Source organism: Paraburkholderia caffeinilytica (assembly GCF_003368325.1).
In the GTDB taxonomy this organism is placed as follows: domain Bacteria; phylum Pseudomonadota; class Gammaproteobacteria; order Burkholderiales; family Burkholderiaceae; genus Paraburkholderia; species Paraburkholderia caffeinilytica.
Genome location: NZ_CP031467.1, coordinates 3,023,619 through 3,049,400, shown reverse-complemented (window position 1 = coordinate 3,049,400; position 25,782 = coordinate 3,023,619). Strand labels below are relative to the sequence as shown.

The following is a 25,782-nucleotide window of genomic DNA, read 5'->3' as shown; positions in this document are numbered from 1 at the left end:
TGAAGCCGGGGGCTTTTTTCCATCTACCGCGGCGCTCGATCAAACGAGCACCGCAGCGCTCAACGCATCACACGATATTCATCGCCAACGCACTCTCTCGATAGTGCTCGCTCGCCTTGCCGGAATCGCCAAGCTGTTCATGCAAACGCGCCAATGCGCGATGCGAACGAATCTTCAGCGTCTCGTTGTCGGCGAGTTTCAGCGCGCGCTCAAGGAACGATTGCGCCTTGCCCCACAACTGCTGATGCAAACACAAGCGGCCCAAGGCGAACATCAAGTCCGCGTCTTCCGGGCGATCCTTCTGCCAGCCTTCGGCTTTCTGGATCAACGGCAACGCGTCGCCGCCGGTCGTGTCCGGATAGCGGCGCAGCAGACGCGCATCCCAGTTCTGCGCCAACGCTTCTTCGACGATCTTGCGTGCTTCCTGCGGACGATTCAGCGCTACCAGCAGTTCGGCGGCGAGATCGGCGAGACGCGGCGAATGACGTTCCGTCGCCGACAGCGAATTCCACAACTCCAGCAGCGCATCGGCGTTATGGCGCCGGTCGCGCAGCAGGTTTTCCGCCGCGAGCTGACGCAAACGCACCGCCACTGCCGGATGGATCGCCTCGCGTTTTTCCAGCGTCTTGACGAGCTTGAGCACTTCACTCCAGTTCTTCAATTGCTGTTGCGCGCGCAACGTGATCTGCTGCGCGTGAATCCGCCTTGCGCCCTGCGACTGCATTTCCGTCAGCGCGGCGAGCGCGCCGTCCGCGTCGCGGCCGTCGGCACGCATGTCGGCGGTGGCCATCAGGCGGGCGTCCTGCCAGTCGGCTTCGTCGATCTGGGCAAGCCACTCGTCGCGCCGCGCATATTCATGCATGCGATGCGCCGCAGTGGCCGCGATCAAACCGGCCGCGCCCTTGTTGTCGCCATTCGTGAGCGAATCTTTGGCGGCTTTTTCAGCGCGTGAGAAACGCCCGGCGTACAGATTGCCGATCGCGTCGCGCAATGCGGCATGCGCCTTCGCGACGCGCGAGCGCGCACGGTAGGCCGCCACGCGCTGCGGCATGCGCCAGATATTGCGCACGATGCGCAGCAGCGCATACAGCAGGATGAACAGCACCACCAGTCCGACCACGAACAGATTCAGCGAAAGGTCGACGCGATACGGCGGATAAACCAGCAGCACCTGCCCCATGTCGAAGCGTCCGACCACCGCCAGCACCACCGCGATGGCGAACAGCAACGCGAGCCATAGAAGTCCCCGGATTGCCATGATTAACCTCGGCTCCGGTATTGATTGACGGCCTGCAGGCTGGTGTTCAGATTCGGCAGTTCAACCGCGGCCGAGCCCGCATCCACCTGCTTGACCAGATCGATCACGGTCAGTGTTTTCTTCGACGTGTTGTCGAAGTAGCGCGTAAGCGCGGCCTGCGCTGCCTGCAGGTCGGACTTCAGCGTGGTCTGGTTGCGCGAGAGCAGCGCAAGCCGCGCCGACAGCAAACGCAGCTTCAGATTCTCGCGCACGAAGTAGCCTTGATCGGGCGTGACGAGCATGGCGTCGGCGTTGTCGATGCGGCGCACCTGCACGAGGCTCGTCAACTGCTGGCCGATGCCGGTCGTGACTTCGCGCCACCACACTTTCCAGCGCGGCTCGCCGGTGGCCGCTGCCACCTTCGCCGTGTCGGCCCAGGTCGCGGCCTTCGGCGTGACGTGGGCAATCGGTGCTTCGCCGGAGAGCGGCAGGCTGTCGACCTGGTCGATTGCGTTGTCGAGCTTGATCGCCATGCCCGTCAGATCCGTGGACGGCGCGGCCTTCAGCTTGTCGATGTCTTGCGCGATCGCCTTGCGCACGGTCACGGCCTGCGGGCTATCCGAGGCGGCGAGACGCGTGTCCGCGCTTTGCAGCGCGAACAGCGCGAGCTGCGTATTGCCGGTGAGCTGCAATTGCTGGCTCGCGGCCGACAGCATCTGGCCGACTTCAGCCATCGTCCAGTCGTCGCGATTGCGGGCGAGATCGGCGTATTGCTGTTGCAGCGCCTGCTGCGCGGTTTGCGCATCGGCGAGCTTGCCTTCGAGTTGCGCGACCTGCGAGTCGGATTGATGCACCGTGGCGAGCGCCTGATCGGTCTTGACGCGCAAATCGTTGGTCTGCGCGTCGTTGGCCTGCTGGCGTTGCACGAGCTGCTGCTCGGTGCGCTCCACCTTGCGATTGAGCGCATACCCGCCCACACCCGCCGCACAAGCGATGATCACGACGACAAACCACAGCAGCGGTCCGCTCGCGCTGCGGCGCTTTTGCTGCGCTTCGTAGGGCGTGAAGGGTGGATTCGGCGGCAACGCGGTGGTTGCGGACGGCTGGGGTGAAGCGTTCGTGGATGCGTTCGTTTCAGTCATGCGTGATTTAGCCGGTGAATGAGCCGGGTTGGACGATACCGGTTGAACAACGGTCGGGACGGCGGCAAGCAAGGCGCGGGCAATACGCTCGTCGCCCGCACCGGACACCGTAATGCTATCAAAACCCAATGCCCGCGCGGTCTGCGCGATACGGGGATGCGGCGTGACCAGGGTGGCGTGCTTCAGTTGCGCGATTTCGTCGCCGGTCAGGTGGTCTTGTGCGAGTTCGTGCAGGTTGCGCACGCCCTCCGAACTGGTAAGCAGCCAGGCATGCGGCTCGCCGGCCAGCAACGCATGCACGCGGGCCCAGCCGCCGATCGACGGTTCCGGCACGAGGCGGCGATAGGCCGCGACCGTTTCGACTTCGGCGCCCGCCTCGCGCAAGCGGTCGGCAAGCCATTCGCGGCCGCCGTCGCCGCGCACGATCAGTACGCGCTTGCCTTCGAGGCTCGCCGCGCCGAGCGCCGTATCGATCGCCGCGAACAGGCCTTCGGAGTCGAAGCGCGCCGTATCGTCGTCGGGGACGGACGGCGGACTGACGATGTTGTACGCCGGCGCCACGACGCCGTGGCGCGCCAGCGCCTGCACGCTGCCGGGCCCGACTACGCCGATCGGCAACGCGTGCGGCCAGATCGTATCGCTGCGGGCAAACGCGTGATCGACCGCGTTGGGCGAGACGAACACCACCAGTGCGTAGCGTTCCAAAGCGGCCAGCGCTGCGCGCAACGGCGCTTCATCGGTAACAGGCGCGATGTCGATCAGCGGAAAGTCGAGCACGGCAATGCCCGCTGCCGCGAGTTGCGCGATCAATTCGTTCGACTGACCGGCCGGTCGCGTAATCACGACCGTGAACGCCGCCTTGCCGACGGATGAGGATGTGTTGCCCGGGATGCCGGCCGCCATCACTCGGCGGTCGCCGCGCTGTCCGCAGCCCCTGCGCCGGGGCCGCTGGCCGTGCTCAACGCGCGGACGATGTCCATCGCGCCTTGCTGCTCGAGCGCGTTCGCCACTTCCTGGCCGAGCGCCACGGCACGCTCGAGGGTGGGCGCCGGCGCCGATGCCTGCGCACTCAACACCCGCTGACCGTCGGGCGTAGCGACGATGCCGCGCAGATGCAGCGCGCCGTCGTGCCAGGTCGCATAGGCCGCGAGCGGCACTTCGCAACTGCCGCCGAGGGCGCGCGACACCATCCGCTCCGCTTCGACGGCCGCGGCCGTATGTTCGTGATGCAGCGGCGCGAGCCATGCCGCGAGGTCCGCGCGATCGGCGCGAATCTCGATGCCGAGCGCGCCCTGACCCGCTGCGGGCAAGCTGTCTTCGGGATCGAGCAGCGCGCGGATGCGCTCGCCGAGACCCAAGCGCTTCAAACCGGCTGCCGCCAGAATGATCGCCGCATAGTCGCCGCGATCGAGTTTCGACAGACGGGTGTCCAGATTGCCGCGCAGCGGGCGCACCACGAGGTGCGGATACCGCATGCGCAGCATGGCCTCGCGGCGCAGGCTGGAGGTGCCGACCACGGCGCCGGCCGGCAGCGCGGCAAGCGAGTCGTACTCGTTGGACACCAGCGCGTCGCGCGGATCTTCGCGTTCCATGATGGTGGAGAGCGCGAAGCCCGCCGGCAACGTCATCGGCACGTCTTTGAGCGAGTGCACGGCCAGGTCGGCGCGGCCGTCGGCCAGCGCCGCTTCCAGTTCCTTGACGAAGAGGCCCTTACCACCAACCTTCGACAAAGTGCGATCGAGAATTTGATCCCCACGTGTCGTCATTCCGAGGATTTTTACGTCACAAGATGGATATAATTTGTGCAGCGCACATCGCACATGCTCCGCCTGCCACATGGCAAGGCGGCTTTCTCGCGACGCAATCACAAGCGTGTGGGGTGGCGCGGAAAACGTCTCGGTGTTCATTAGCTTGCTGATCGAATGACGGGATGTAATAACAATCAATGTTAGCACGCGCCCTTGTGTCTCAAGGCACAGCGGAGCGCCGTGCCGGCGCGGTATCGATGGAGGAGACGGGCCTCGCGTGGCGCGCGCCTGCCCCATCCCAGCCTGTTCACGCACGGTCGTTCGCGCACCGGGGCGCGGCATGCGGGATGATGCAATGCGGCGCAACGTGCCTGTCGTGCCTATCGTGCATGCCATGCACGCCACGCACCTCGTGCGCTTTGTGCCAATGCGCACGCGGCCACCCTCTCCGGCGCATTGTCTTCGGCGGCCATTGGCGCATACCGCTTCGTGCCAGCTGGGTCCCAGCCTGGCGCTGGTTTCATGCTGGTTTCGTGCAGTTCACGTTGCAACTCATAGTGCAGTTCCGCAGTAGCAGTTCATCACTCAACAGACCCTGGCTTCCCTGAGGAAACCCATCGTGACGTCTTCCGGATCGGCGCGCCCTGCCCGCCGCAACACTGCATCGCCCAACGCTCAAGCGGCCGACGCCGCCGCAGCGTCCGCCACTTCTGCCTCCGCCGCAACGGCTGCCCAGTCCACCCCTGCCAAACGCGCCGGCAAAGCGGCCAAGGCCAGCCAGGCCGCTAACGTCGCCAAAGCCGCCAAATCCGCCAAAGCCTCCACGCCCGCCAAGGCGGACAAGCCGGTGAAGGCCATCAGCGCAGGTAGTAAAGCGGCACAGGCCGCGAACGCCGCCCAGGCGCAGAAACCGGCCAAAGCAAAGTCTCCGAAGGTCAAGGTCGCCGCGAGCGAAGCCGCGCCGCAAGCCGCCAAGGCGCCCAAGCTGCAAGCCGTTTCGCAGGATACGATCGCGCCCGCGTCGAAAAGCAGTGGCCGCACGCGCGAGGACAAGGACCATCCGCTATTCCAGGACATCCGCTATCTGGGTCGCCTGCTCGGCGATGTGCTGCGTGAACAGGAAGGCGACGCGGTGTTCGACGTCGTGGAGACGATCCGCCAGACCGCCGTGCGTTTTCGCCGCGAGGACGACAGCGCCGCCGCGCAAACGCTCGATAAGAAACTGCGTTCGCTGAGCCCGGAGCAAACGGTCAGCGTGGTGCGCGCGTTCAGCTACTTTTCGCACCTTGCGAACATCGCTGAAGACCGCCACCGCAATCGCCGTCATCGGATTCACGCGCTGGCCGGCTCGACTTCGCAACCGGGCACCATGGCGCACGCGCTCGAACGGCTCGTCGAGGCGGGCGCCGCCGCGACGCCGGTGTTGCAGCAGTTCTTCAACGACGCGCTGATCGTGCCGGTCCTGACCGCGCATCCTACCGAGGTGCAACGCAAGAGCATTCTCGACGCGCAGCACGACGTCGCGCGCCTGCTGGCCGAACGCGATCAACAGTTGACCAACCGCGAACGCGCGCATAACGAAGCAATGCTGCGTGCGAGCGTCACGTCGCTCTGGCAAACGCGGATGCTGCGCGACTCGCGCCTGACGGTGGCCGATGAAATCGAAAACGCGCTGTCGTACTACCGCGCGACCTTCCTCGAAGAAATTCCGGCGCTCTACGCCGACATCGAAGAAGCGCTCGCCGAGCACGGCCTCGATGCGCGCCTGCCGCCGTTCTTCCAGATGGGCAGCTGGATCGGCGGCGACCGTGACGGCAATCCGAACGTCACGGCTGAAACGCTCGAGCACGCCATCACCCGCCAGGCGGCGGTGATTTTCGAACACTATATGGAGCAGGTCCACAAGCTGGGCGCCGAGTTGTCGGTGTCGAATCTGCTGGCCGGCGCAAGCGACGCGTTGAAGGAACTCGCGGCCATCTCGCCCGACCAGTCGCCGCACCGTACCGACGAACCGTATCGCCGGGCCTTGATCGGCATGTACACGCGGCTCGCGGCAAGCGCGCGCGTGCGTCTGGGCGAAGGCAGCGTGCCGGTGCGCAGCGCAGGCCGCGGCGCGGCGCCGATACGCGCCAAGCCGTACGACGACTCCGCCGAATTCGTGCGCGATCTGCACGTGCTGATCGATTCGCTCGCCGAGCATCATGGCGCACCGCTCGCGGCACCGCGTCTGTCGCCGCTCGCTCGCGCGGCCGAGGTGTTCGGCTTCCATCTGGCGAGCATCGACTTGCGGCAGAGTTCCGACATCCATGAAGCGGTGATCGCCGAGTTGCTGAAACGCGCGGGCGTGGAAGACGGCTACGCGTCGCTCTCCGAAGAAGACAAGCTCAAGGTGCTGCTCGCCGAACTTTCGCAGCCGCGCCCGTTGCGCCTGCCGTACGCCGAGTACTCCGCTCTCGTGAAGAGCGAACTCGGCGTGCTCGAAGAGGCCCGCGTCACGCGCGAGAAGTTCGGCGCGCGAGCGGTGCGCAACTACATCATTTCGCACACGGAGACCGTCAGCGATCTGGTCGAGGTGATGTTGCTGCAGAAGGAAACCGGCCTGCTGCACGGCCGCCTCGGCGACGCGCACGATCCGGCGCACGCGGGGCTGATGGTGATCCCGCTGTTCGAAACGATCCCCGACTTGCGCAACGCGCCGCACATCATGCGCGATCTGATCGCGCTGCCGGGCGTCGGCGCACTGATCGAACATCAGGGCAACGAGCAGGAAGTGATGCTCGGCTATTCGGACAGCAACAAGGACGGCGGCTTCCTGACGTCGAACTGGGAGCTGTACCGCGCCGAACTGGCGCTCGTGTCGCTGTTCAACGAACGCGGCGTAACTCTGCGCCTGTTCCACGGACGCGGAGGCACGGTAGGCCGTGGCGGCGGCCCGACTTATCAGGCGATTCTGTCGCAGCCGCCGGGTACCGTCGACGGCCAGATCCGCTTGACCGAGCAAGGCGAAGTGATCGCCAGCAAGTTCGGCAACCCGGAAATCGGCCGGCGCAACCTGGAGACGGTGGTGGCTGCCACGCTTGAAGCGTCGTTGCTGCCGCACGGCAATGCGCCCGCGCAACTGCCCGCCTTCGAAGAGACGATGCAGCAGTTGTCCGACGCGGCGATGGCGTCGTATCGCGCGCTGGTCTACGAAACGCCGGGCTTCAAGGAGTATTTCTTCGAGTCGACGCCGATCTCGGAAATCGCCGAGTTGAATATCGGCAGCCGTCCGGCTTCGCGCAAATTGCAGGACCCGAAGCAACGCAAGATCGAAGATCTGCGCGCGATTCCGTGGGGCTTCTCGTGGGGCCAATGCCGTTTGCTGCTGACCGGCTGGTATGGCTTCGGCAGCGCGGTGGCGGCGCATCTGGACAGCGCGCCGAGCGAAGCCGAGCGCACCCGCCGTCTCGCGCTGCTCAAGAAAATGCACAAGACCTGGCCGTTCTTCTCGAACCTGCTCTCCAATATGGACATGGTGCTGGCGAAGACCGACCTCGCGGTCGCGTCGCGCTACGCCGCGCTCGTCTCCGACAAGAAGCTGCGCAAGCATGTGTTCGAGCGGATCGTCGCGGAATGGGAGCGCACGTCGAAGGTGTTGTCGGAGATTACCGGCAAGAGCGAACGGCTCGCGGAGAATCCGTTGCTCGCGCGGTCGATCAAGAACCGCTTCCCGTATCTCGATCCGTTGAATCACTTGCAGGTCGAGTTGCTCAAGCGTCACCGCGCGGGCGATACCAACGCACGCGTGCGGCGCGGGATTCATTTGAGCATCAACGGGATTGCGGCGGGGCTGCGCAATACGGGCTAAGACGGGCTAAGCCAGCGCTTGCTGCTGGTTTCGGGTCTCGGCCGGACAGGGTCAACTGACCTGAGTCCGGCTGCAATCGACGAATGAAAGAAGCCGGGCATGGGTCAAGCTGACCGTGCCCGGCTTCGGTTTTTCTGGTGCCGAATACCGAACCCGGCACCGTTGCTCCGAACCGTCCTCGGGATCTTGTGCATTGTTCGCCGCCGAGTCGCACCTTGCTCACGCATTGCAACTCGCCGGGTCACCTCATTGCGCCTCGACCATCAGCGCATCGAGCTTGAACGAGCCGTCTTCCTGCACATCGAAATACTGGCGCACCTCATCGGGCGAATGACTCCACAGCGAGCGAATCGCCACCACGCGCGGCTCCGGCGTACGCATGCGCGCCACCCACGAACTGAACTCGATCTCGATGCGCCAGCGCTCCCGAATCGATGCCTTGAAGCCGGCCGCTTCGAACAACGCAATCCATTCGTCCGCACGGTAGTCGCGGATATGCGAACCGTCGCGCAACAGTTCGACCGCCTGAATATGCGTGTCGAGCAGCGGATGGTCCGCGCCGGCGATGTCGATGAACAGCACCTTGCCACCCGGCTTCAACACGCGCCGCACTTCGGACAGCGCCTGCGCCACGTCGTGCCAGTGGTGCGCACTCATCCGGCTGATAACCCAGTCGAACGAATGATCGTCGAACGGCAGCGTTTCAGCGGCGCCCTGTCGCGTGCGGATGTTGGTCAGGCCGCGGTCTTTCGCGGCGCCTTCGACCGTAGCCAGCATTGGCGGCGCGATGTCGTACGCGATCACTTCCTGTGCGTGCGGCGCCACCGCGAAACTCGCGTGCCCCGCACCGCAGCCCATGTCGAGCACCGTGGCATCCGGCGTCGCGGCGATCGATTCGGCCAGCGTCTGCAGATCGGCGCCGGTGGCATGCGTCTGACTCGTCAAATACGCGGCGGCGGTCGAGCCGAAGGCGTCGGCGACTTGATCGTGGTGCTTCATGGAAGGCTCCGGTTATTGATGTGGGATTGCGCCGTGCTTGAGCGCGGGTTGGTCCGGACGGCACTGCGTCGTTCCAGTCGTTACAATAGAACCCGCCGTGTACCAGTACAAGTTAAGCAATTATTCTGGTATCGATAACACCACCCCGGCACCACGTCGACACGACTCCGACACCCCTTCAAGCGCCGCCCAGGAAGAATGACCACGCCGTCCTCCGCCGAGAATCCCCCGCCGCTCGACGCCACACCCGCCCGCGCCCTCGGCGACTTCATCCGCGCTCACCGCGAACGGCTCTCGCCGCAAGCGCTTGGCCTGCCACCGGGTCCGCGCCGCCGGACGCCTGGTTTGCGGCGTGAGGAAGTCGCGCAGCTGTGCGGCGTGAGCCCGACCTGGTACACGTGGATTGAACAGGGCCGGCCCGTCTCCGCCTCCGCCGACGCGCTGGCGCGGATCGCCGTCGCGCTGCAATTGTCGCGCGCCGAGCGGGCGTATCTGTTCGAGCTGGCCGCGCAACGCGACCCGGCCGAGCCCGATCCGGCCGCCGCCGACGCGCCCGCCACCCTGCTCGAAACCGTGCAGCTCGTGAACGCGCCCGCTTACGTGCTCGACCGGCAGTGGAACGCGCTCGCCTGGAACGAGCGCGCCGCCGACCTGTTCGTCGGCTGGCTCGACGGCGGGCACGACCGCAATCTGCTCCGCTACACCTTCACCGAACCGGCCGCCCGTGAGTTGATCGTCGATTGGGAAACGCGCGCGCGGCGCCTCGCCGCGGAATTCCGCGCCGACTCGATTCGCCATCTGAACGACGCGCCGACACGTGCTTTGATCGACTCGCTGACCGCAGCCAGCGACGCGTTCGCCCGTTTCTGGGCCTCGCAGGACGTCGGCGGCCGCGAAGGCGGCCGGCGCGAGTTCAACCATCCGCGCGACGGCCGCATCGTCTACGACCAGATCACCTTCAAGCCCGCGCATCGCGAGGATCTGAAGCTGGTCGTGCTGGTGCGGGAATAGCGGTCGCTTTGCCTGGACAGTCAGCGGGCGCCGTGTCGAGGACGCCGCCCGCCGGTGTTAAAATCCCTGTCTTTCTTCGCTTCGGCGGCGCCTGCCCGTACGCAAACGCCGTCAGCCTCCTCACCTCGCTCAACTGCCCAACACCATGACGTCCCAACTGCACAAAAAAGGCGAAGCCTGGTCGGCTCGCTTCTCGGAGCCGATGTCGGAGCTCGTCAAACGTTACACGTCGTCGGTTTTCTTCGACAAGCGTCTGGCGCTCGTCGACATCGAAGGGTCGCTCGCGCACGCCGCGATGCTGGCCGCGCAGAAGATCATCGCCGCCGACGACCTCGCCGCGATCCAGCGCGGCATGGCGCAAATCAAGGGTGAAATCGAGCGAGGCGAGTTCGAGTGGCAACTCGATCTGGAAGACGTCCACCTGAACATCGAAGCGCGCCTGACCGCGCTGATCGGCGACGCCGGCAAGCGCCTGCATACCGGCCGTTCGCGTAACGACCAGGTGGCCACCGACATCCGTCTGTGGCTGCGCGGCGAAATCGACCGTATCGGCGGCCTGCTGACGGAACTGCGCACGGCCCTGCTCGACATGGCGGAAAAGAACGCGTCGACCATCATGCCGGGCTTCACGCACTTGCAGGTCGCGCAGCCGGTCACGTTCGGCCATCACCTGCTCGCCTACGTCGAAATGTTTTCGCGCGACGCCGAACGCATGATCGATTGCCGCAAGCGCGTGAACCGTCTGCCGCTCGGTGCTGCGGCTCTGGCCGGCACCAGCTATCCGATCGACCGTCATGCCGTGGCGAAGACGCTCGGCTTCGACGGCATCTGCGCGAACTCGCTGGACGCGGTGTCCGATCGCGACTTCGCGATCGAATTCACGGCCGCGTCGGCATTGATCATGACGCATGTGTCGCGCTTCTCGGAAGAACTCGTGCTGTGGATGAGCCCGCGCGTCGGCTTCATCGATCTGGCCGACCGTTTCTGCACCGGCTCGTCGATCATGCCGCAGAAGAAGAACCCCGACGTGCCCGAACTGGCGCGTGGCAAGACCGGCCGCGTGAACGGCCATCTGATCGCGCTGCTGACGTTGATGAAAGGTCAGCCGCTCGCGTACAACAAGGACAATCAGGAAGACAAGGAACCGTTGTTCGACACCGTCGATACGGTTGCGGACACGCTGCGCATCTTTGCTGAAATGGTCGCGGGTATTTCGGTGAAGCCGCAAGCCATGCGCGATGCCGCGTTGCAAGGCTTCTCCACGGCAACCGATCTGGCCGACTACCTCGTCAAGCGCGGCCTGCCGTTCCGCGACGCGCACGAAGCCGTAGCGCTGGCGGTTCGCGTGTGTGCCGATCGTGGTTGCGATCTGGCCGACCTGACGCTGGAAGAAATGCGTAAGGAACTGCCGAACGTCGCGCATCTGATTGGCGAGGACGTGTTCTCGTATCTGACGCTCGAAGGTTCGGTGGCAAGCCGCAATCATCCGGGCGGCACCGCGCCCGAGCAGGTGCTCGCAGCGGTCAAGGCTGCGCGGGAAGCGTTGAAGTAAAGGTAAAACCCGGCGCGCACTGCCGCGTCGAGCAAGGCGTGCAGACGGCCTGCATTGACATAGCCGCAAGCATCACTGCCCGCGCCAGACCGCGCATGAAAACAAAGGCGAACTCCTCGACGGGTTCGCCTTTTTTATTTTCGCCGCTGTTTCGCGGCAATTTCGCGGCTGGATTGATTGCGCAAAGCCTCGCGCAAAAAAAGAAAGCCCGCGCGAAGCGGGCCAAATGAAAGACTTCCACCGATGCCTCTAGAAAGAGGCCAACGAAGTGTAGGCGTGTTTTGGCCGAAGAGAAATCCGATCATATTTCAACCCGTTACATGCGTTGGTCCACGCACGGATCGGGTGAACGAGAATTGCATCCTGGCGTTTTTTGACTACCATCAAGTTAGATCCCGTCACAGTGCTTTCCTCGACGATGTCCATTCGCACACGTCACCTTCGCCGCCTGACTGGACGCTTCGCTTCACGCGTTAGCGCATCCCTGTCGCATGCGCATGGCGCAGCTTCCTCGTTGACGGCGGCTTCGGTTTTGGCGCTCGCAACGCTGGCAGGCTGCACGATCACACCGCCCGGTCGCCCACTCATCATCACGCCGGTCGCGGCCGTCAACAGCGCGACGCTCGACCAGTATCGCAGCGCGGTCGCTCAACGCATCATCGAACGCAGCCCTTCGTATGTGCTGCGCGGCACGCCGCAAGCGATGCTGCGCTCGCTGGTGGTGGTGTCGTTCACGGTGGATCGCGATGGACAGGTGGTGGCGTCGTCGGTATATCGCACCAATGGCGACGACGAAGCCGAAAGCACCGCGCTCGCCTCCTTGCGGCGCGCCGCGCCGCTGCCGCAACCGCCCGGTAAATTGCTGAACGGCCGTGGCCAGCTCGAACTGTTCGAAGACTGGCTGTTCAACGACAACGGCAAGTTCCAGCTGCGCGAGTTCGCCTCGCCGCAAGCGCAGACCATTGAGTAAACGCCCGCCTCACGGACCCCGCCTGGTTGTTCCTCCTGCATGACCGCTATCGCGCACGAGCGCTAACGGCTGACGACTGACGTCCGCCGTTGTAAGCTGTCGCTTCATCGCCCGCGCCGAAGAAAGCATCACCCGCCGGCGAGACGCGCCTAAGCACACGAACTTAAACAAAGATACCGCCTGACCACGCGGCGCCCCATATCGCAGTGTGGCGCCCGGCGGCATCGCGACATAAGGAGACCCTGCATGTCCACTTCGCCGATTTCCGCGGCCCAGCCCAATGCGCCCGGGCAGACCAGCAGCGCGCGGATCATCCTCGCGAGCTTCATCGGCACCGCGATCGAGTTCTACGATTTCTACGTCTATGCGACCGCTGCGGCGCTCGTCATCGGACCGGTATTTTTCCCGCACGGCTCGGCGACCGCTCAGGCTTTGTCGGCTTTCGTCACGTTCGGCATCGCGTTCGTCGCGCGGCCGATCGGCTCGTTCCTGTTCGGTCACTTCGGCGACAGGATCGGCCGCAAGTCGACGCTCGTCGCGTCGCTGCTGGTGATGGGGGTGTCAACCACGCTGATTGGCTTCGTGCCGGGCTACGACTCGATCGGCAGCCTCGCGCCGATCCTGCTGTGCGTGCTGCGCTTCGGTCAGGGAATCGGACTGGGCGGCGAATGGGGCGGCGCGGCGCTGCTCGCCACCGAGAACGCGCCGGCCGGCAAACGCGGCTGGTTCGGGATGTTCCCGCAACTGGGACCGTCGATCGGTTTTCTGGCGTCCAACGGTTTGTTCTTCGCGTTGGCGTTGTCGTTGAGCGACGAGCAATTCCGCAGCTGGGGCTGGCGCGTGCCGTTCCTCGTCAGCGCGGTGCTGGTCGTGCTCGGCTTGTACGTGCGCCTGAAAATCGCCGAGACGCCGGCCTTCCAGGCGGCCATTGAACGCAAGGAACGCGTGAAGGTGCCGATCGCCACGCTGTTCTCGCAACACGGGCTGCCGACCCTCCTCGGCGCGCTGGCGATGGTGGTCTGCTACACGCTGTTCTACAACGCCACGACGTTTTCGCTGTCGTACGGCGTATCGGTCCTGCATATTCCCCGGCCGACTTTCCTCGGCATGCTGTGCATCGCGGTCGTGTTCATGGCGCTCGCCACGCCGCTCTCCGCCTGGGCGAGCGATCGTTATGGCCGCAAGCCGGTGCTGATCGTCGGCATCGTCGCAGCGATCCTGTCGGGCTTCACCATGGCGCCGTTGCTCGGCAGCGGACAGACGCCGCTGGTGCTGCTGTTCCTCGTGATCGAACTGTTCCTGATGGGCGTGACCTTCGCGCCGATGGGCGCGCTGCTGCCGGAACTGTTTCCGACCAACGTGCGCTATACCGGTGCAGGCGTGTCCTATAACCTCGGCGGGATTCTCGGCGCGTCGGTTGCGCCGTATATCGCGCAGGTGCTGGCCGCGCACGGCGGGCTGCCGTGGGTGGGCGCCTATGTTTCGATTGCAGCGGCCGTCAGCATGATCGGTGTGCTGTGCATGCGCGAAACGCGCGATTCGCAACTGATGTGATCCGGGCAAAGGCGCGCTGGTAAATCCCCTGCCTTGCGCGTCTTTTTGACTTGCCTATACTCGATTCCAATAACCCTAAGGCAAGCAGGGAGGCCCTGATGAGTATTCACCTTCACAACGCGGACATCGTGATGATCATCGCGCTGGCGTTGCTATGTTCGCTGCTGCTGGCTTTGCGCTTTCGTCCCGCGACGTGGAAGGGTATTGTCGTGGAAGCGCTGGCCGCGAATGCGGCTGCGATCACTGCGGTGATCGCTTTCGAAATGCTGCTCGCCTGAGCGCTCGAACGCCGCGATACACCCGTGGTACAGGGTTGGGCGCGGTGGAAGCAGTCCGACATCATCCGAAGGAGCCGTTGAGCGGCTGCCCGTGCCTATGCAGGCAACCGGCAGCCGTCGGCGTTTGGCGCTACGCCCGGACCGTCCACGCGCCACTAGCCGTTACCGGTAGTAATACCCGCCGTGATGGTAATAACCGCCACCGTAGTAATAGCCAGGCGCCGGTGCAACGATACAGCCTCCGAGCGCCGTTGCGAGCAACGTGCCTGCGATCAGGGTCAGGATTAAGCGTTTCATATTGTTCTCCTTCGAGTCAGATTCATTCGAGCCGAAACCCCGAATGACTCGATTGAACACGACCCTGCCCCGCGCGAGGGTTGCCATTTGTAAGGGAAAATCTCAGGGGTGTTACACCTTCGGGCCCCAAGACTCGCGGCGCCTCAAGCACGACAACGACGGATTCACCTCAGACAAAAACACCGCCTATACTGCCTTGAACATGCGCGTTCCGTGCAAGCCGTGCCAGTGGCGGGTGCGCGGAACGAGGCACTGATCGTGGGTATGGCGTACGCGTTTCCATGAGTCATGGCTGAGCCAATAGCCATGCAAAGGCTTGTGCATGCAGCCAATTAGGCACTCAACGAATAGCGACAGATTTAACAGGCGTGTAATGCGCGGTGCTTGTCCGAACGCTGTGAACGGCCGCAAGTAATTGGCTGCCGGACGCCGACGAGCGGCACGGAAATCCGCCGGCACGCGTGCGGCATGCCTTGATGAATGCGGCATTGAACTCGACCGCCGGGCGGCGGTCTCTTGAGAACCGAGTCGGTCACTCGAGGTGACCGTTCAGTACGTGAGTCAGTATGTTCATTGCAGCGATTCCTCTCCGCCCGTAGTTCCCCGACGCGGGCGTTTTCGGAGGCGTTCCGTGGCAGCGCTCGTTTGATTGGGCGACTGCGCGTCGCGCCTCTTTTCTTTTGGCAAACGATTGCGCGAACGCGCTGCGAAGCTGCGCTCAGGCTGCGGCCGATCCGTGCTGCATGGCGACGGTACGCGGCTCGCTGTGCACGTAGTCGATCGCCTCGAGTGCCTCGGTGACCGGCGGCACCGAGTGACCGTCGCCGATCGAGATCGAGCGGAACGGCGCGTCAATACCGCAATGCGACGGCGAGGTCGCCACAAAAATCATGACCGTGCGCTTCTGCAACGCATGCGCCAGATGAACGAAACCTGTATCCGTGCCGACCACCAGGGCGCACGCGTCGATCATCTGCGCGATTTCGGTCACGCTCAGCTTCGGCAGGACGGTCGAACCCGGTACCTGTGACGCGATTTGCTCCGCCTCGGCGCGCTCGCCCTCCGAACCCCACGGCAGCACCACCTGAAAGCCGCGCTGCGCCAACTCGCGGCCGACCGCCACCCAATGGGTCAGCGGCCACTTTTTGTCGTCTTTGGAGGTGGCGTGAAACAGCGCCGCGACCGGCGCGCTATCAGCTGCAAACGGTGCGGTGGCCGGTTCGGGCAAGCGCAGACTGTAGACGGCCGGGCCTTCGACCTCGTAATCCAGCGCCTCGCCCGCGCTGATGCGCATGCCGTGCCATGCATTGCACCGCGGACGCGGGCCGAAACGCCCCGTGTAGGCAAAGGCGGCGCCCCGCTCGCCGAGATCCTGGGACTGGTAGCCAATACGCTGCGACGAACGCGCCAGAAACGCGATGATCGCGCTCTTGTACACGCCGTGAATGTCGATGATGAAGTCGTAGCGATACGCGCGCAATTCGGCGATCGACGCTGCAATCGCCTTGAAATCGCCCCAGCGGCGCGCCTTCTTGAAGCGGCGCAGCGGTGCGGAAAGCACGCGGTCCACGCTCGTGCTCCAATGCACCACTTCGGCGAATGCCTCGTCGGCCGCCCAGTCCACTTCAACGCCGGGAAACGCGCGCTTGATGTCGGCGACGACAGGCAATGCCTGCACGATATCGCCGAGTGAAGTGACCTTGACGATAAGGACTCGCTTCATTGAGGACCTATTAGTTGTTCGAGCATCAAACCATTTTAGCCGACGATTGGAATAATCTTCGCTGAACGCGGCGGCACGCCATCTGGTCATTAATACAACGCGTTACACTGAAAGTTTACAAATATCCTTTTTACTATATTTCAAAACACTTTCATACCGTTTTGTCGATACGGCGCGCTTTATAATTCACCCTTTGCGCCAGCACATTCCCCATGTACCGGGCATTCGCTCCCTTCTCTTCCGGCATCGCGCGTCGCGCCAGGCGCCTGTGGCGTCAATACGGCATCTTCTGGCTCGGCGCGATCGCCGTCGGCCTCGTGGCGGTGCTGTATGCAAGGTTGATCGATTGGGGCTACGGCGAATTCCGCACCATGCAGCAGCAGCACGAGTGGGCGCCGTTGATCGTCACGCCAGCGATCGCCGCACTCGCCGTCTGGCTCACGCGCAAGTTCTTCCGCGGCGCCGAAGGCAGCGGCATTCCACAAGTCATCGCCACCCTGCATGCCAGGCCGGGAGAATACGGCGCACGGCTGCTATCGCTCCGGATTCTGTTCGGCAAGATCGCCGTGTCGTTTCTGGCGATTCTCGGCGGCTTCACGATCGGACGCGAAGGGCCGACCGTGCAGGTCGGCGCCGCGCTGATGTTCAATCTGCGGCGGCTGTATCCGCGCTCGAACGCGCAGATCGAGCGGCAGCTGGTGCTCGCGGGCGCGGCAGCGGGTTTGTCCGCGGCGTTCAATACGCCACTGGCGGGCATCGTGTTCGCAATCGAGGAGCTCACGCGCAGCTTCGAGGCCCGTGCGAGCGGCGTGCTGATTACGGCGATCATCATCGCCGGTGTGATCGCGCTTGGGCTGAACGGTAACTACACCTATTTCGGCACCATCCAGATCGGCGCGCACTTTCCCGATCTGCTGGCGGTGGCCGTCGTGCTCACGGCAATCGTCACCGGTATTGCGGGCGGCGTGTTCGGCTGGCTGCTGCTGAACACCGCGCGCTGGATTCCGGCGCCGCTGCGCCAGTTGCACAGCGAGCGGCCAGTCGCGTTCGCCGCGCTGTGCGGTTTCGTGATCGCGCTGGCCGGCCTCGTCTCCGGCGGCACGACTTTCGGCAGCGGCTATGCGGAAGCGCGTGGCCTGCTCGAAGGGCATGAGCACCTGTCCGTGCTCTATCCGTTCCTGAAGATGATCTCGATGGTCGGCTCGTATCTGCCGGGCATCCCGGGCGGCATCTTCGCGCCGTCGCTGTCGATCGGTGCGGGCTTCGGCAATCTGCTGCACATGGTGTTCGACTCGATGCAATTGCCGATGCTGATCGCCCTCGCGATGGTGGGCTATCTGGCCGCCGTCACGCAGTCGCCGATTACGTCGTTCGTGATCGTGATGGAAATGATCGACGGTCATGCACTGGTGATTTCGCTGATGGCCACCGCGTTGATTGCGAGCCGCGTGGCGCGATTCTTCGCGCCGCCGTTGTATGAATCGCTGGCGGAGCGCTATATGGCGCCGCTGCCGCAGCCTGCACCTGCGCCGGTGCCTGAAGCACCTGAAATACCTGAAGTCGAGGCGCCCGAACCCGCGGCCGTCGATGAGATCACCGGCGAGGCACCCGCTGAAGACGGCGCCCCGCGTCAGTAAACGACAACCGCCGGCGCGCGCATATAAACCGGCCGCGCCGGCACGACCACGCAACCGGCGAGCATGACCGCCAGTACGGCGATCAGAAGCAGATTCTTTTTCATCACGTGTTCCTCTGAAACACCGGCGTGCAGCTACGCCGGGCGCATGCGCTACGCCTGTATCGTCAAACTGGAGGGAACGGCACGCGCGGTATGGATCGCGCCGTGCCGCACGCTGCTGGAGCCTGCGGACTTACGCCCAGTGGCCTTCGACCCAGCGATAGTTCGGGCCGTGTTCGACCCAGTGGCCCGGCACCCAGTGGTAGCCGACGCGCTCGGCCTGCCAGTGGCCCGCGACCCACACATAGCGGCCGTGATCCCAACGCCAATGACCGTGATCCCACACATAGCCGACGCGCGGCGCCGGCACGGCTTCGTAACGCACGGCCGGCGGTGCGGACGGCGCGATCACGACGATTTCCTCGGCCGAAGCAGAGGCGACAGCGGACGCACCAGCCGCGATCAGAACAGCGTTGGCGATCAGCAAGCGAAAGGTCTTGTTCATGTTTTCCCTCTTTGGATAGACACCGAGTGCGGCGTTATCCGTTTAATGCGCGAGGGAAGGAAGACGCTGACTGCGCGCGTGTAACGGCGCACGTTGAAGTGCAACGGATTATTTCGACGCGCTCCATCTCATCACGTCACATCGACGAAATGAAACAGAGCGCGCAGCAGGTTAAGCGGAACCCGCCTGCGGTATTTCGATCTTGACCTCGAGCACTTCGAGGTCGTCCTGGCGTTCCAGGCTCACGCGAATATCGTCGTTGGAAATTTTCACGTATTTTGAAATCACGGCCACCAGTTCGCGTTGCAACGCAGGCAGGTAATCGGCAGGCGCATGGCCGCCGGCGCGCTCGTGCGCGATGATCAACTGCAGGCGTTCCTTCGCTACCGACGCGGACTTCTTCTTCTCGCCCAGCAAAAACGAAAGAATCGACATTACGTGCGCTCCCCTTACTTGGTGCCGAAGAGGCGCTGCAGCAGCCCTGGCTTCTGGTAATCGGTAAAGCGAAGCGATTTCTGCTCGCCGAGGAAACGCGACACGACATCTTTATAGGCTTCGGCAACGTCCGTTCCGTCGAGGTGCACGGCCGGCAGCCCCTGGTTCGACGCATGCAGCACCGCTTCCGATTCCGGAATCACGCCGATCAGATCGATGCGCAGAATTTCCTGGATGTCGGTGAGCGACAGCATTTCGCCTTCGCTCACGCGCTTCGGGTTGTAGCGGGTGATCAGCAGGTGTTCCTTGATCGGCTCCTTGCCTTCGATCGCGCGCTTGGTCTTCGACGACAGGATGCCGAGGATACGGTCCGAGTCACGCACCGAGGAGACTTCCGGATTGGTCACGATCAGCGCTTCGTCGGCGAAGTGCATGGCGAGCAGCGCGCCCGATTCGATACCGGCCGGCGAATCGCAGACGATGAATTCGAAGTCCATCGCGATCAGGTCGTTGATGACCTTCTCGACGCCTTCCATGGTCAGCGCGTCTTTGTCGCGCGTTTGCGAGGCCGGCAGGATGAACAGGTTCTCGCACTTCTTGTCCTTGATCAGCGCCTGATTCAGATTGGCTTCGCCCTGGATCACGTTGATCAGGTCGTACACCACACGGCGCTCACAGCCCATGATGAGGTCGAGATTGCGCAGGCCGACGTCGAAGTCGATCACGGCGGTTTTGCTGCCACGCAGTGCGAGGGCCGATGCAAAACTCGCGCTCGTGGTCGTCTTGCCCACGCCGCCCTTGCCCGAAGTCACCACAATGATTTTTGCCATTACCCTTACCTTGTGTTCGTCAATTTCGTCAGTTATGTGCGGCCATATTTGCCGTGAAGCCCCGCGTGCCGTGTGCGTTCAGGGCAGCGCGCGCTTCACGTCGATCAGGTGAGCCGCAGCGGTTCAATCATCAACTTTTCTTCTTCGAGCCAGATCTGTACCGGCTTGCCGAGCACGTCGGCCGGCAGCGGGTTCTCGGTCGTACGATAGATGCCCGCGATCGAGATCAGTTCCGGTTCGAGACACGTGCAGAAAATGCGCGCGTCGTGATTGCCCTGCACGCCGGCCAACGCCCGGCCGCGCAGCGGCGCGTAAATATGGATGTTGCCTTCCGCGATCACTTCCGCGCCGTAGCTCACCAGACCGAGCACGACCAGATCGCCCTTCGCGTAGATGCGCTGGCCCGAGCGCAGCGGCTTGTCGACCACGGTGGTTTGCGACGACGTGGCGAGGCGCACGGGCTCGGCCGCGGGTGCGGGTTCGACCGCGGCGGCTGTGGCCGGTGTGGCCGCTACGGGTGCTGCCGAGAACAGATCGTCCGGCAGCGTCGCGTTCGTGGCGGGCGCTTCCGGTGCCGTCACGGCCGCATGGGCGGCTTCTTCGTCAGCGGACTTTGCGGAAGCGCCGCGACGGTCACGCGCTTCGAGCAAGGGCAGCGCGGATTCCACTGCCCATGTCTGGTGCGCGTTGGCCACCACGCCGACCGGACGCATGCGTACGCTGTCGAGCAGTTGCGCGATGTCGGCGAGCGGCACGCGTTCGTTCTCGGCGAGCCGGCGCACGTCGATCGCGACGACATCGTTAGCGAAAAATTCGGGGGTCGCCTCGAAGCGCCGGGTCAGTTCGGCACGCATTGCGTCGAGGTCGGTTGTCTTGACCACAAACAGGAGCGTGTCGACAGAGCCGCTGCGGAGTTCGAAAAAGGGCGATTTCTTGGGCGACATAGCGTTCGGCAAAAAATTTTGCGTATTTTACAGGCGTCCAGGCGACGAGCGAGTTTTTTTGCCGAGAGAACGCGGCACTGCGGCCTGAATACCCATGACGTGGCCACGCCTCGGCCATTCAGGCCGTGCTTAGGCCGCCTATCTGGCCATGAACTCGGCGATGAACGCTGTAGCGACGCGGATGGGGATGGGAAGTGAGCGGCAGGCAGACGCGCCGCTCGCGGGATCACTGCTGAAATACCTGCGAAGTGGTCGGCACGTGTCGCACCAGCAGGCTTTCGACCTGCTCGGGCGCGCGTGCGACGCGCCGGTGCTCGCCGGTCGGACCAAAGCCGAGCGCCTCATAAAAGCGCATCGCATTGCGGTTGGCGTCGGCGACCCAGGCGTAGATTTCCATCGCGCCTTCGCCGGCGAGCCAGGAACTGGCGGTGTCGACCAGCAGTTCACCGCCTCGCAGATGACGCACGGCCGGCGCCACCCACAACTCGCAGACGAACGCGCGACGCGCCGCGGAGTCGTCGAAATAGGCTTCGATCAGTCCTGCAGGATGCCCCTCGGTATAGAGGATGAAACTGGCGAAGACAAACGAAACAGCGTGGTCGGCAGCGGTGGCGTCGAACGTGGCGGCATCCGCCGACAGCGCGTCCTCTAGCGTTTCGCCGAAGGCATAGGGCGCCTCCCGCAGCGACGCAGTACGGAGTTCGCGGAAAACGGCGCCCTGATCAGCGGCGATACGGCGAACGGTCAATGACGGACTCATGCAGACGGAAACCCCTTGAAACCCTAAGGCGTAGCTTTAACCGAACCGGCGCGCGAGTCAAATCCTTATTTACCGGATTGAACCGCAGCGCCGCTTCAAGGTGCAGGCGCCGCGCGCCCACTGCGCAGCAATTCGCACGCCTGCCGCCTTGATAGCCGGTTCGTCAGGCGCGCGGGCGACTGCGTTCAAGGCGCTTCGTAAGCGCCGGTGCCGTCCGGCCACGGCGTCAGCAGCTCGTAGCCTTCTTCGGTCACGGCGATCATGTGCTCCCATTGCGCCGACAGCGAGCGGTCTTTGGTGACCACCGTCCAGCCGTCACGCTGCACCGCAGTGCCGGCGCGGCCCGCGTTGATCATGGGCTCGATCGTGAAGACCATGCCCGGCTTCAGACGCACGCCCTGGCCCGGCTGACCGTAGTGCAACACTTGCGGGTCTTCGTGATAGACACGGCCGATGCCGTGCCCGCAATAGTCACGCACGATAGAAAAGCCGTCGCGCTGCGCGACCTTCTGGATGGCGTAGCCGACGTCGCCAAGCGTAGCGCCTGGCTTGACCTCGCGAATGCCGGCCAGCATCGCTTCATAGGTCGTGTCGATCAACTGGCGCGCCACGGTGCTCGGCTGGCCGACGCAATACATGCGGCTGGTGTCGCCAAAATAACCGTCCTTGATGATCGCGACGTCGATATTGATGATGTCGCCGTCTTTCAGGATTTCGCTGCGGTTGGGAATGCCGTGGCACACCACCTGGTTGACGGACGTGCATACCGTCTTCGGAAAACCCAAATAGCCAACATTTGCCGGAATCGACTTTTGTGTATTGACAATGTAGTCGTTGCACAGTGCGTCAAGCTCGTCGGTGGAGACACCGGCCTTGACGTGCTCGCCGATCATCGCCAGTACGTCGGCCGCGAGGCGGCCGGAAATGCGCAGCTTGGCGATGTCGTCAGGAGTCTTGTAGGTAATGGCCATGAATTCGGTCGAGGTGGGTCGATGATGACGATCGTCCAATTGTACAGAGGATCGCCAGACAGCCTCCCCGAGCCGGGAAACGCGTATGCGTCGCGAGTCCGCAGCATTGGCAGCGAACCGTCTGAGGAGCGCTGTTATGTCTGAATCCGGCAATAAGTCAGCATAACTTATTGATGTTTTCGATTGTCGGGCTGAGCAGCGCATGTATGTACTGTAATGGCTGCGCTCGGCGTCGCCGGGCCGCGAAGGCCCGGCATGAAAACCTACCGCGTCAGCGCACCGGAATGATCAGGTGCTGCCCGATCAGGATGAGGTTCGGGTTCGGCAGGTTGTTGCGCTTCTGCACCTCCACAAACCGCGCGCCGCTTCCCAGTTGGCTCGCGGCAATGGCATTCAGCGTGTCGCCGGAGCGGACCACGTAGGTCTTCTCGCCGCCGGTCGCAGCGGTGGTGAGCACCTGGTCGCTGATGAAGTATTTACGCAGCAGGTCCAGATAGGCCGGCGATTGCTTCACCTTCGCAATCGCGGAGTTCAGGTAAATCAGCAGCGCGCTGTCCTCCTTGCGCACGCCGATCTTGTACGCGAGGTTGGAGCCGTCCAGCTTCGTGACCGCGAACGTCAGGTCGGTGCCCTTGATCTCCGATACGCCGAACGGATAGTCGTAGACGATGGCGTCGACTTGATGCTCGTCCAGGAAGTGCGACATCCAGGAACGCTGCCCCTCGATGCTCGCATCCGATAGCTCGACGATTTTGCTATTCGGAAACGCTTTCTGCACAAACGCCTTCACGTCCGGATCGCCCTGCAGCACTCCGAGCGTTTTGCCCGCCAGATCGGCTGCGGAGCGGACCGGCGAGCCCTTGGCGACAATCAACGAATAGCCGAAGTCCTCGACATAGGGAATCGAATAGACCACGCCGCTCGGGGTGTTGTCGGGGAACGTCAGGCCGTCCATGGCGACGTCGACGACGGTGTTGCCCTGCTTGTCGGTTTTCGTCAGTTGATCCGGGACCGCCGGATACGTGTCCACGCCGTGATGCGTGTCGACCGCGATGGTCGGATGGTCGCCCGAGGTGAACTCTTTCTGGGCGAACAGCAGGTTGGCGAAGTCGACGTTGAAGCCTTGCGGCTTGCCGTTGTCTTCCGAGTAAAACGGCCGCGAGGGATTTTCGACGCTGACGCGTACGACGCCGTTGCTCAGGATCGACTTCAGCGTGTCCTTGTTGGGCACGAAACCGTCCGGGTTGCTCGGGGCCGGTGTTTTGTCGGCGTTGCCGGGGTTGCCGGTGTCTATCCCGTTCACCCCGCCGTTCACCCCGCCGTTCCCTCCGCCGCTCACCGCGACGGTGTCTTTGTCGGCGCTCTGGCCGGTGTTAAGCGGATTTTTCAGGCCGCCCTCGTGGATATACCAACCGGCAGCGAGCAAGATCAGGAAAAGAACCGAAGCCAGAATTTTCTTCATTGTTTTTCGATCGAGTTGAGTGGTCGAGCGACGCGCGCCTGATTATTTGGGCGCTGCGGGCGAGCCCAGTTGCTGGGCGGGCGGATTGATCGCGCCCAGCTCGGTAGCGGCCTTGGCTTGCTGCACTTCCGCGCTTTCCATCAGCGACGTTTCCATTTCGGAAAATGCCTTGTTGACCGAGTTCATCACGGAATCGAGCGCGGCGTCCGTCTTGATTTGCGCGAACGTGTCGCTGGATTGCATGCCGGCAATCTTGTTCATGCGTTGCGCGGATTGCGACATATCCCACAGTGCTTTGGCCCGGTCGATCGCGTCGGAAAATCGCTTGAGTTCGTCCTGTACCTGCTTATAGCGCCCCTCGCGAAACGCCAGCAGTTTTTTCATCGTCGCGAGTTGGGTTTCGAAACGCGCGGCGTCTTCGGGATACTGCTTTTTGAACTGCGCGGTTTTATCTTCGAAGTTTTTTACTTCGGTGCGGAAGTCGGTGATGCTCTTCTTGAACCGCTCGGCGCCTTCCTGCTTTTCGGCCAGCTCGTTATAGAGCGTCTCGATCGGGTTCGACTTCGCTTCGTTCACGAACATCTTGACCTTCTGGTTCGCGAACTTCATGGCGAGCACGGGACCGAAGTTGATCGCCGCAAGCCCGATCACCGCCGCGAGGATCAGGCCGACCAGGCCCTTGACCAGCAAAATGGCGAGCGGTGCGCCGATAGCAATGCACAACCCGATAATCGACCACTTGATGACTTTGTATTTCGTGCTGCTTTTGGTCGTGTCAACGACCGAATTGCCGACTGACATGTGAATCCCCTTTTGAAGCCTGTTTTACAACACCGGTCTTGCAAACTATTCGGGACATCGTTGTGGCTATGCGTTTGGTGTCGGTATTTTTAGACCCGACGCGAAAACGCTGTATGACTTTACAGGCACTCAGACGACTCGGGAAGTGCCACTTATTTTTCACCGTCGTTCGGCGGATCGAGAACGCGAATCGATCTAATAGGCAGTGGCTGCGCACATCGAATTCAGTCGGGAATGTTTCTGACAAAAAAGCGTCATATTTATTTCTAATTGCTTTCAATTCGTGCGCCAGGCCGTACCGCGTCCCACCTCAATCTCCGGAGCACGGAGGGCGCTGCATACATTGCTAGCCAGAAGCGAAGGGCTGACTACAATGTATTGATTAAAGCAAAACTGCAGGGGCGGTCGGCGGTCCACTTAGGCGTAACGGTCAGTAACGTGACGTTTCAATTCCTTCATTGGAGGCATGGTCATGACCTGCCTGAGCGAAAGGATTGTCGGCGCAATATTTTTTATGCTGAGCCAATATGCGTTCGCGGGCGACCTTGTCATCGATTCGGCCGAAGAGATGACCGTTGCGAGTATCGCGTCGCTACCCGAGACGGTTGTTCCGCCCATTCCGGAACCGCAACGGTATTTGCACCGCTATGACATGGAATATCAGTCGGATCGGAGAAAGCCGTTTTACGCGCAGATCGAAAGTTTCTATAGCACGCAGGCGACCCGCGATTTTCGATTTGCCGCCGGGAATGCCAGGCCAACGCCAACGCCTGAGGCGGCGCCGCAGCAGGCATCGAGTTATCTCAATCTGGGGCCATCGACCGCGCCGCAGCTCTCAATAGTCCAGTTGCCAAACGCGACTCTAACGCTCGGCGCGCAACCGCAGCGAAGGTTGTCGTTGATCGTCGACGACTGGGTCTTTTCTGGAACGGCACGGGTTGCGGTTCTCCATTCGCACGATACGGGTGCGACGCTTTCTGTTTGGCACGGCTTTTGAGGCGGGGGTTATGGGTTGACTTGATGCGATTCGACGGACAC

The 25,782-nt window shown here is 63.1% G+C and carries 23 protein-coding genes; 8 read left to right on the top strand and 15 right to left on the bottom strand.

Going from position 1 to position 25,782, the window contains the following annotated elements:
* Positions 1-67: 67 nt before the first annotated feature.
* The 3 genes from DSC91_RS29910 to hemC are packed head-to-tail and all read right to left on the bottom strand — an operon-like array spanning position 68 to position 4,286.
* The gene (locus DSC91_RS29910; RefSeq protein WP_115782164.1) at positions 68-1,258 is read right to left on the bottom strand and encodes a heme biosynthesis protein HemY; all 1,191 of its coding nucleotides are present in this window, start codon (positions 1,256-1,258) and stop codon (positions 68-70) included.
* A gap of 2 nt (positions 1,259-1,260) precedes the next feature.
* Positions 1,261-3,282 (bottom strand): fused uroporphyrinogen-III synthase HemD/membrane protein HemX, encoded by a 2,022-nt coding sequence (gene hemDX / locus DSC91_RS29905; RefSeq protein ID WP_115782163.1) that lies wholly within the window; start codon positions 3,280-3,282, stop codon positions 1,261-1,263.
* Complete coding sequence (gene hemC / locus DSC91_RS29900; protein WP_115782162.1) at positions 3,282-4,286, bottom strand: hydroxymethylbilane synthase; 1,005 nt, start codon at positions 4,284-4,286, stop codon at positions 3,282-3,284. The genes hemDX and hemC overlap by 1 nt, the downstream gene beginning before the upstream one ends.
* Before the next feature lie 460 nt (positions 4,287-4,746).
* Here hemC and ppc point away from each other — a divergent pair, with 460 nt between their 5' ends.
* Positions 4,747-7,974 carry a phosphoenolpyruvate carboxylase gene (ppc, locus tag DSC91_RS29895; protein WP_115782161.1) on the top strand — a complete coding sequence of 1,076 codons (3,228 nt, stop codon included), beginning with the start codon at positions 4,747-4,749 and terminating at the stop codon, positions 7,972-7,974.
* A gap of 246 nt (positions 7,975-8,220) precedes the next feature.
* On the opposite strand, the gene DSC91_RS29890 is transcribed toward ppc, so the two are convergent.
* Positions 8,221-8,973: a class I SAM-dependent methyltransferase gene (locus tag DSC91_RS29890; protein WP_115782160.1), complete on the bottom strand. Its 753-nt coding sequence runs from the start codon at positions 8,971-8,973 to the stop codon at positions 8,221-8,223.
* 198 nt (positions 8,974-9,171) lie between these two features.
* On the opposite strand from DSC91_RS29890, the gene DSC91_RS29885 reads away from it, so the two are divergent.
* Positions 9,172-9,984, top strand: a complete 813-nt coding sequence (locus tag DSC91_RS29885) for a helix-turn-helix transcriptional regulator (RefSeq protein WP_115782159.1) — start codon at positions 9,172-9,174, stop codon at positions 9,982-9,984.
* Between the two features lie 145 nt (positions 9,985-10,129).
* Positions 10,130-11,536, top strand: coding sequence for an argininosuccinate lyase (gene argH, locus DSC91_RS29880; RefSeq protein WP_115782158.1), 1,407 nt, complete (start codon positions 10,130-10,132; stop codon positions 11,534-11,536).
* Here the strand turns inward: argH and DSC91_RS37695 are convergent.
* Positions 11,508-11,777 carry a hypothetical protein gene (locus DSC91_RS37695; protein ID WP_162831480.1) on the bottom strand — a complete coding sequence of 90 codons (270 nt, stop codon included), beginning with the start codon at positions 11,775-11,777 and terminating at the stop codon, positions 11,508-11,510. The genes argH and DSC91_RS37695 overlap by 29 nt on opposite strands.
* Before the next feature lie 177 nt (positions 11,778-11,954).
* On the opposite strand from DSC91_RS37695, the gene DSC91_RS29875 reads away from it, so the two are divergent.
* The 3 genes from DSC91_RS29875 to DSC91_RS29865 all read left to right on the top strand — a co-directional run bounded on the left by DSC91_RS29875 (position 11,955) and on the right by DSC91_RS29865 (position 14,338).
* Complete coding sequence (locus DSC91_RS29875) at positions 11,955-12,506, top strand: energy transducer TonB family protein (protein WP_115782157.1); 552 nt, start codon at positions 11,955-11,957, stop codon at positions 12,504-12,506.
* Positions 12,507-12,752: 246 nt separating this feature from the next.
* Complete coding sequence (locus tag DSC91_RS29870) at positions 12,753-14,060, top strand: MFS transporter (RefSeq protein WP_115782156.1); 1,308 nt, start codon at positions 12,753-12,755, stop codon at positions 14,058-14,060.
* 98 nt (positions 14,061-14,158) lie between these two features.
* Complete coding sequence (locus DSC91_RS29865) at positions 14,159-14,338, top strand: hypothetical protein (protein WP_093643889.1); 180 nt, start codon at positions 14,159-14,161, stop codon at positions 14,336-14,338.
* 162 nt (positions 14,339-14,500) lie between these two features.
* On the opposite strand, the gene DSC91_RS38565 is transcribed toward DSC91_RS29865, so the two are convergent.
* Entirely contained in the window at positions 14,501-14,635 is a 135-nt protein-coding gene (locus tag DSC91_RS38565; protein ID WP_256390474.1) for a hypothetical protein, read from the bottom strand.
* A gap of 718 nt (positions 14,636-15,353) precedes the next feature.
* Positions 15,354-16,358: a lipopolysaccharide heptosyltransferase I gene (gene waaC, locus DSC91_RS29860; RefSeq protein ID WP_115782155.1), complete on the bottom strand. Its 1,005-nt coding sequence runs from the start codon at positions 16,356-16,358 to the stop codon at positions 15,354-15,356.
* Between the two features lie 212 nt (positions 16,359-16,570).
* Here waaC and DSC91_RS29855 point away from each other — a divergent pair, with 212 nt between their 5' ends.
* Complete coding sequence (locus DSC91_RS29855; protein WP_115782154.1) at positions 16,571-17,995, top strand: chloride channel protein; 1,425 nt, start codon at positions 16,571-16,573, stop codon at positions 17,993-17,995.
* Positions 17,996-18,229: 234 nt separating this feature from the next.
* Here the strand turns inward: DSC91_RS29855 and DSC91_RS29850 are convergent, their stop codons facing one another.
* The 8 genes from DSC91_RS29850 to DSC91_RS29815 all read right to left on the bottom strand — a co-directional run bounded on the left by DSC91_RS29850 (position 18,230) and on the right by DSC91_RS29815 (position 24,744).
* Complete coding sequence (locus tag DSC91_RS29850; protein WP_115782153.1) at positions 18,230-18,541, bottom strand: YXWGXW repeat-containing protein; 312 nt, start codon at positions 18,539-18,541, stop codon at positions 18,230-18,232.
* Between the two features lie 171 nt (positions 18,542-18,712).
* Positions 18,713-18,976, bottom strand: a complete 264-nt coding sequence (minE, locus tag DSC91_RS29845; RefSeq protein WP_028196771.1) for a cell division topological specificity factor MinE — start codon at positions 18,974-18,976, stop codon at positions 18,713-18,715.
* Between the two features lie 14 nt (positions 18,977-18,990).
* Complete coding sequence (gene minD, locus DSC91_RS29840) at positions 18,991-19,806, bottom strand: septum site-determining protein MinD (protein ID WP_006048490.1); 816 nt, start codon at positions 19,804-19,806, stop codon at positions 18,991-18,993.
* A gap of 104 nt (positions 19,807-19,910) precedes the next feature.
* Positions 19,911-20,750 carry a septum site-determining protein MinC gene (gene minC, locus DSC91_RS29835; protein ID WP_115782152.1) on the bottom strand — a complete coding sequence of 280 codons (840 nt, stop codon included), beginning with the start codon at positions 20,748-20,750 and terminating at the stop codon, positions 19,911-19,913.
* Positions 20,751-20,976: 226 nt separating this feature from the next.
* Entirely contained in the window at positions 20,977-21,510 is a 534-nt protein-coding gene (locus DSC91_RS29830) for a GNAT family N-acetyltransferase (protein WP_115782151.1), read from the bottom strand.
* A gap of 185 nt (positions 21,511-21,695) precedes the next feature.
* Entirely contained in the window at positions 21,696-22,481 is a 786-nt protein-coding gene (map, locus tag DSC91_RS29825; RefSeq protein WP_115782150.1) for a type I methionyl aminopeptidase, read from the bottom strand.
* Positions 22,482-22,752: 271 nt separating this feature from the next.
* Positions 22,753-23,943: a transporter substrate-binding and LysM peptidoglycan-binding domain-containing protein gene (locus tag DSC91_RS29820; protein ID WP_115782149.1), complete on the bottom strand. Its 1,191-nt coding sequence runs from the start codon at positions 23,941-23,943 to the stop codon at positions 22,753-22,755.
* A gap of 42 nt (positions 23,944-23,985) precedes the next feature.
* Complete coding sequence (locus DSC91_RS29815) at positions 23,986-24,744, bottom strand: hypothetical protein (RefSeq protein ID WP_115782148.1); 759 nt, start codon at positions 24,742-24,744, stop codon at positions 23,986-23,988.
* Positions 24,745-25,216: 472 nt separating this feature from the next.
* On the opposite strand from DSC91_RS29815, the gene DSC91_RS29810 reads away from it, so the two are divergent.
* On the top strand, positions 25,217-25,741 hold the full coding sequence (locus DSC91_RS29810; protein WP_115782147.1) for a hypothetical protein: 525 nt from the start codon (positions 25,217-25,219) through the stop codon (positions 25,739-25,741).
* The last annotated feature ends 41 nt before the right edge of the window (positions 25,742-25,782 follow it).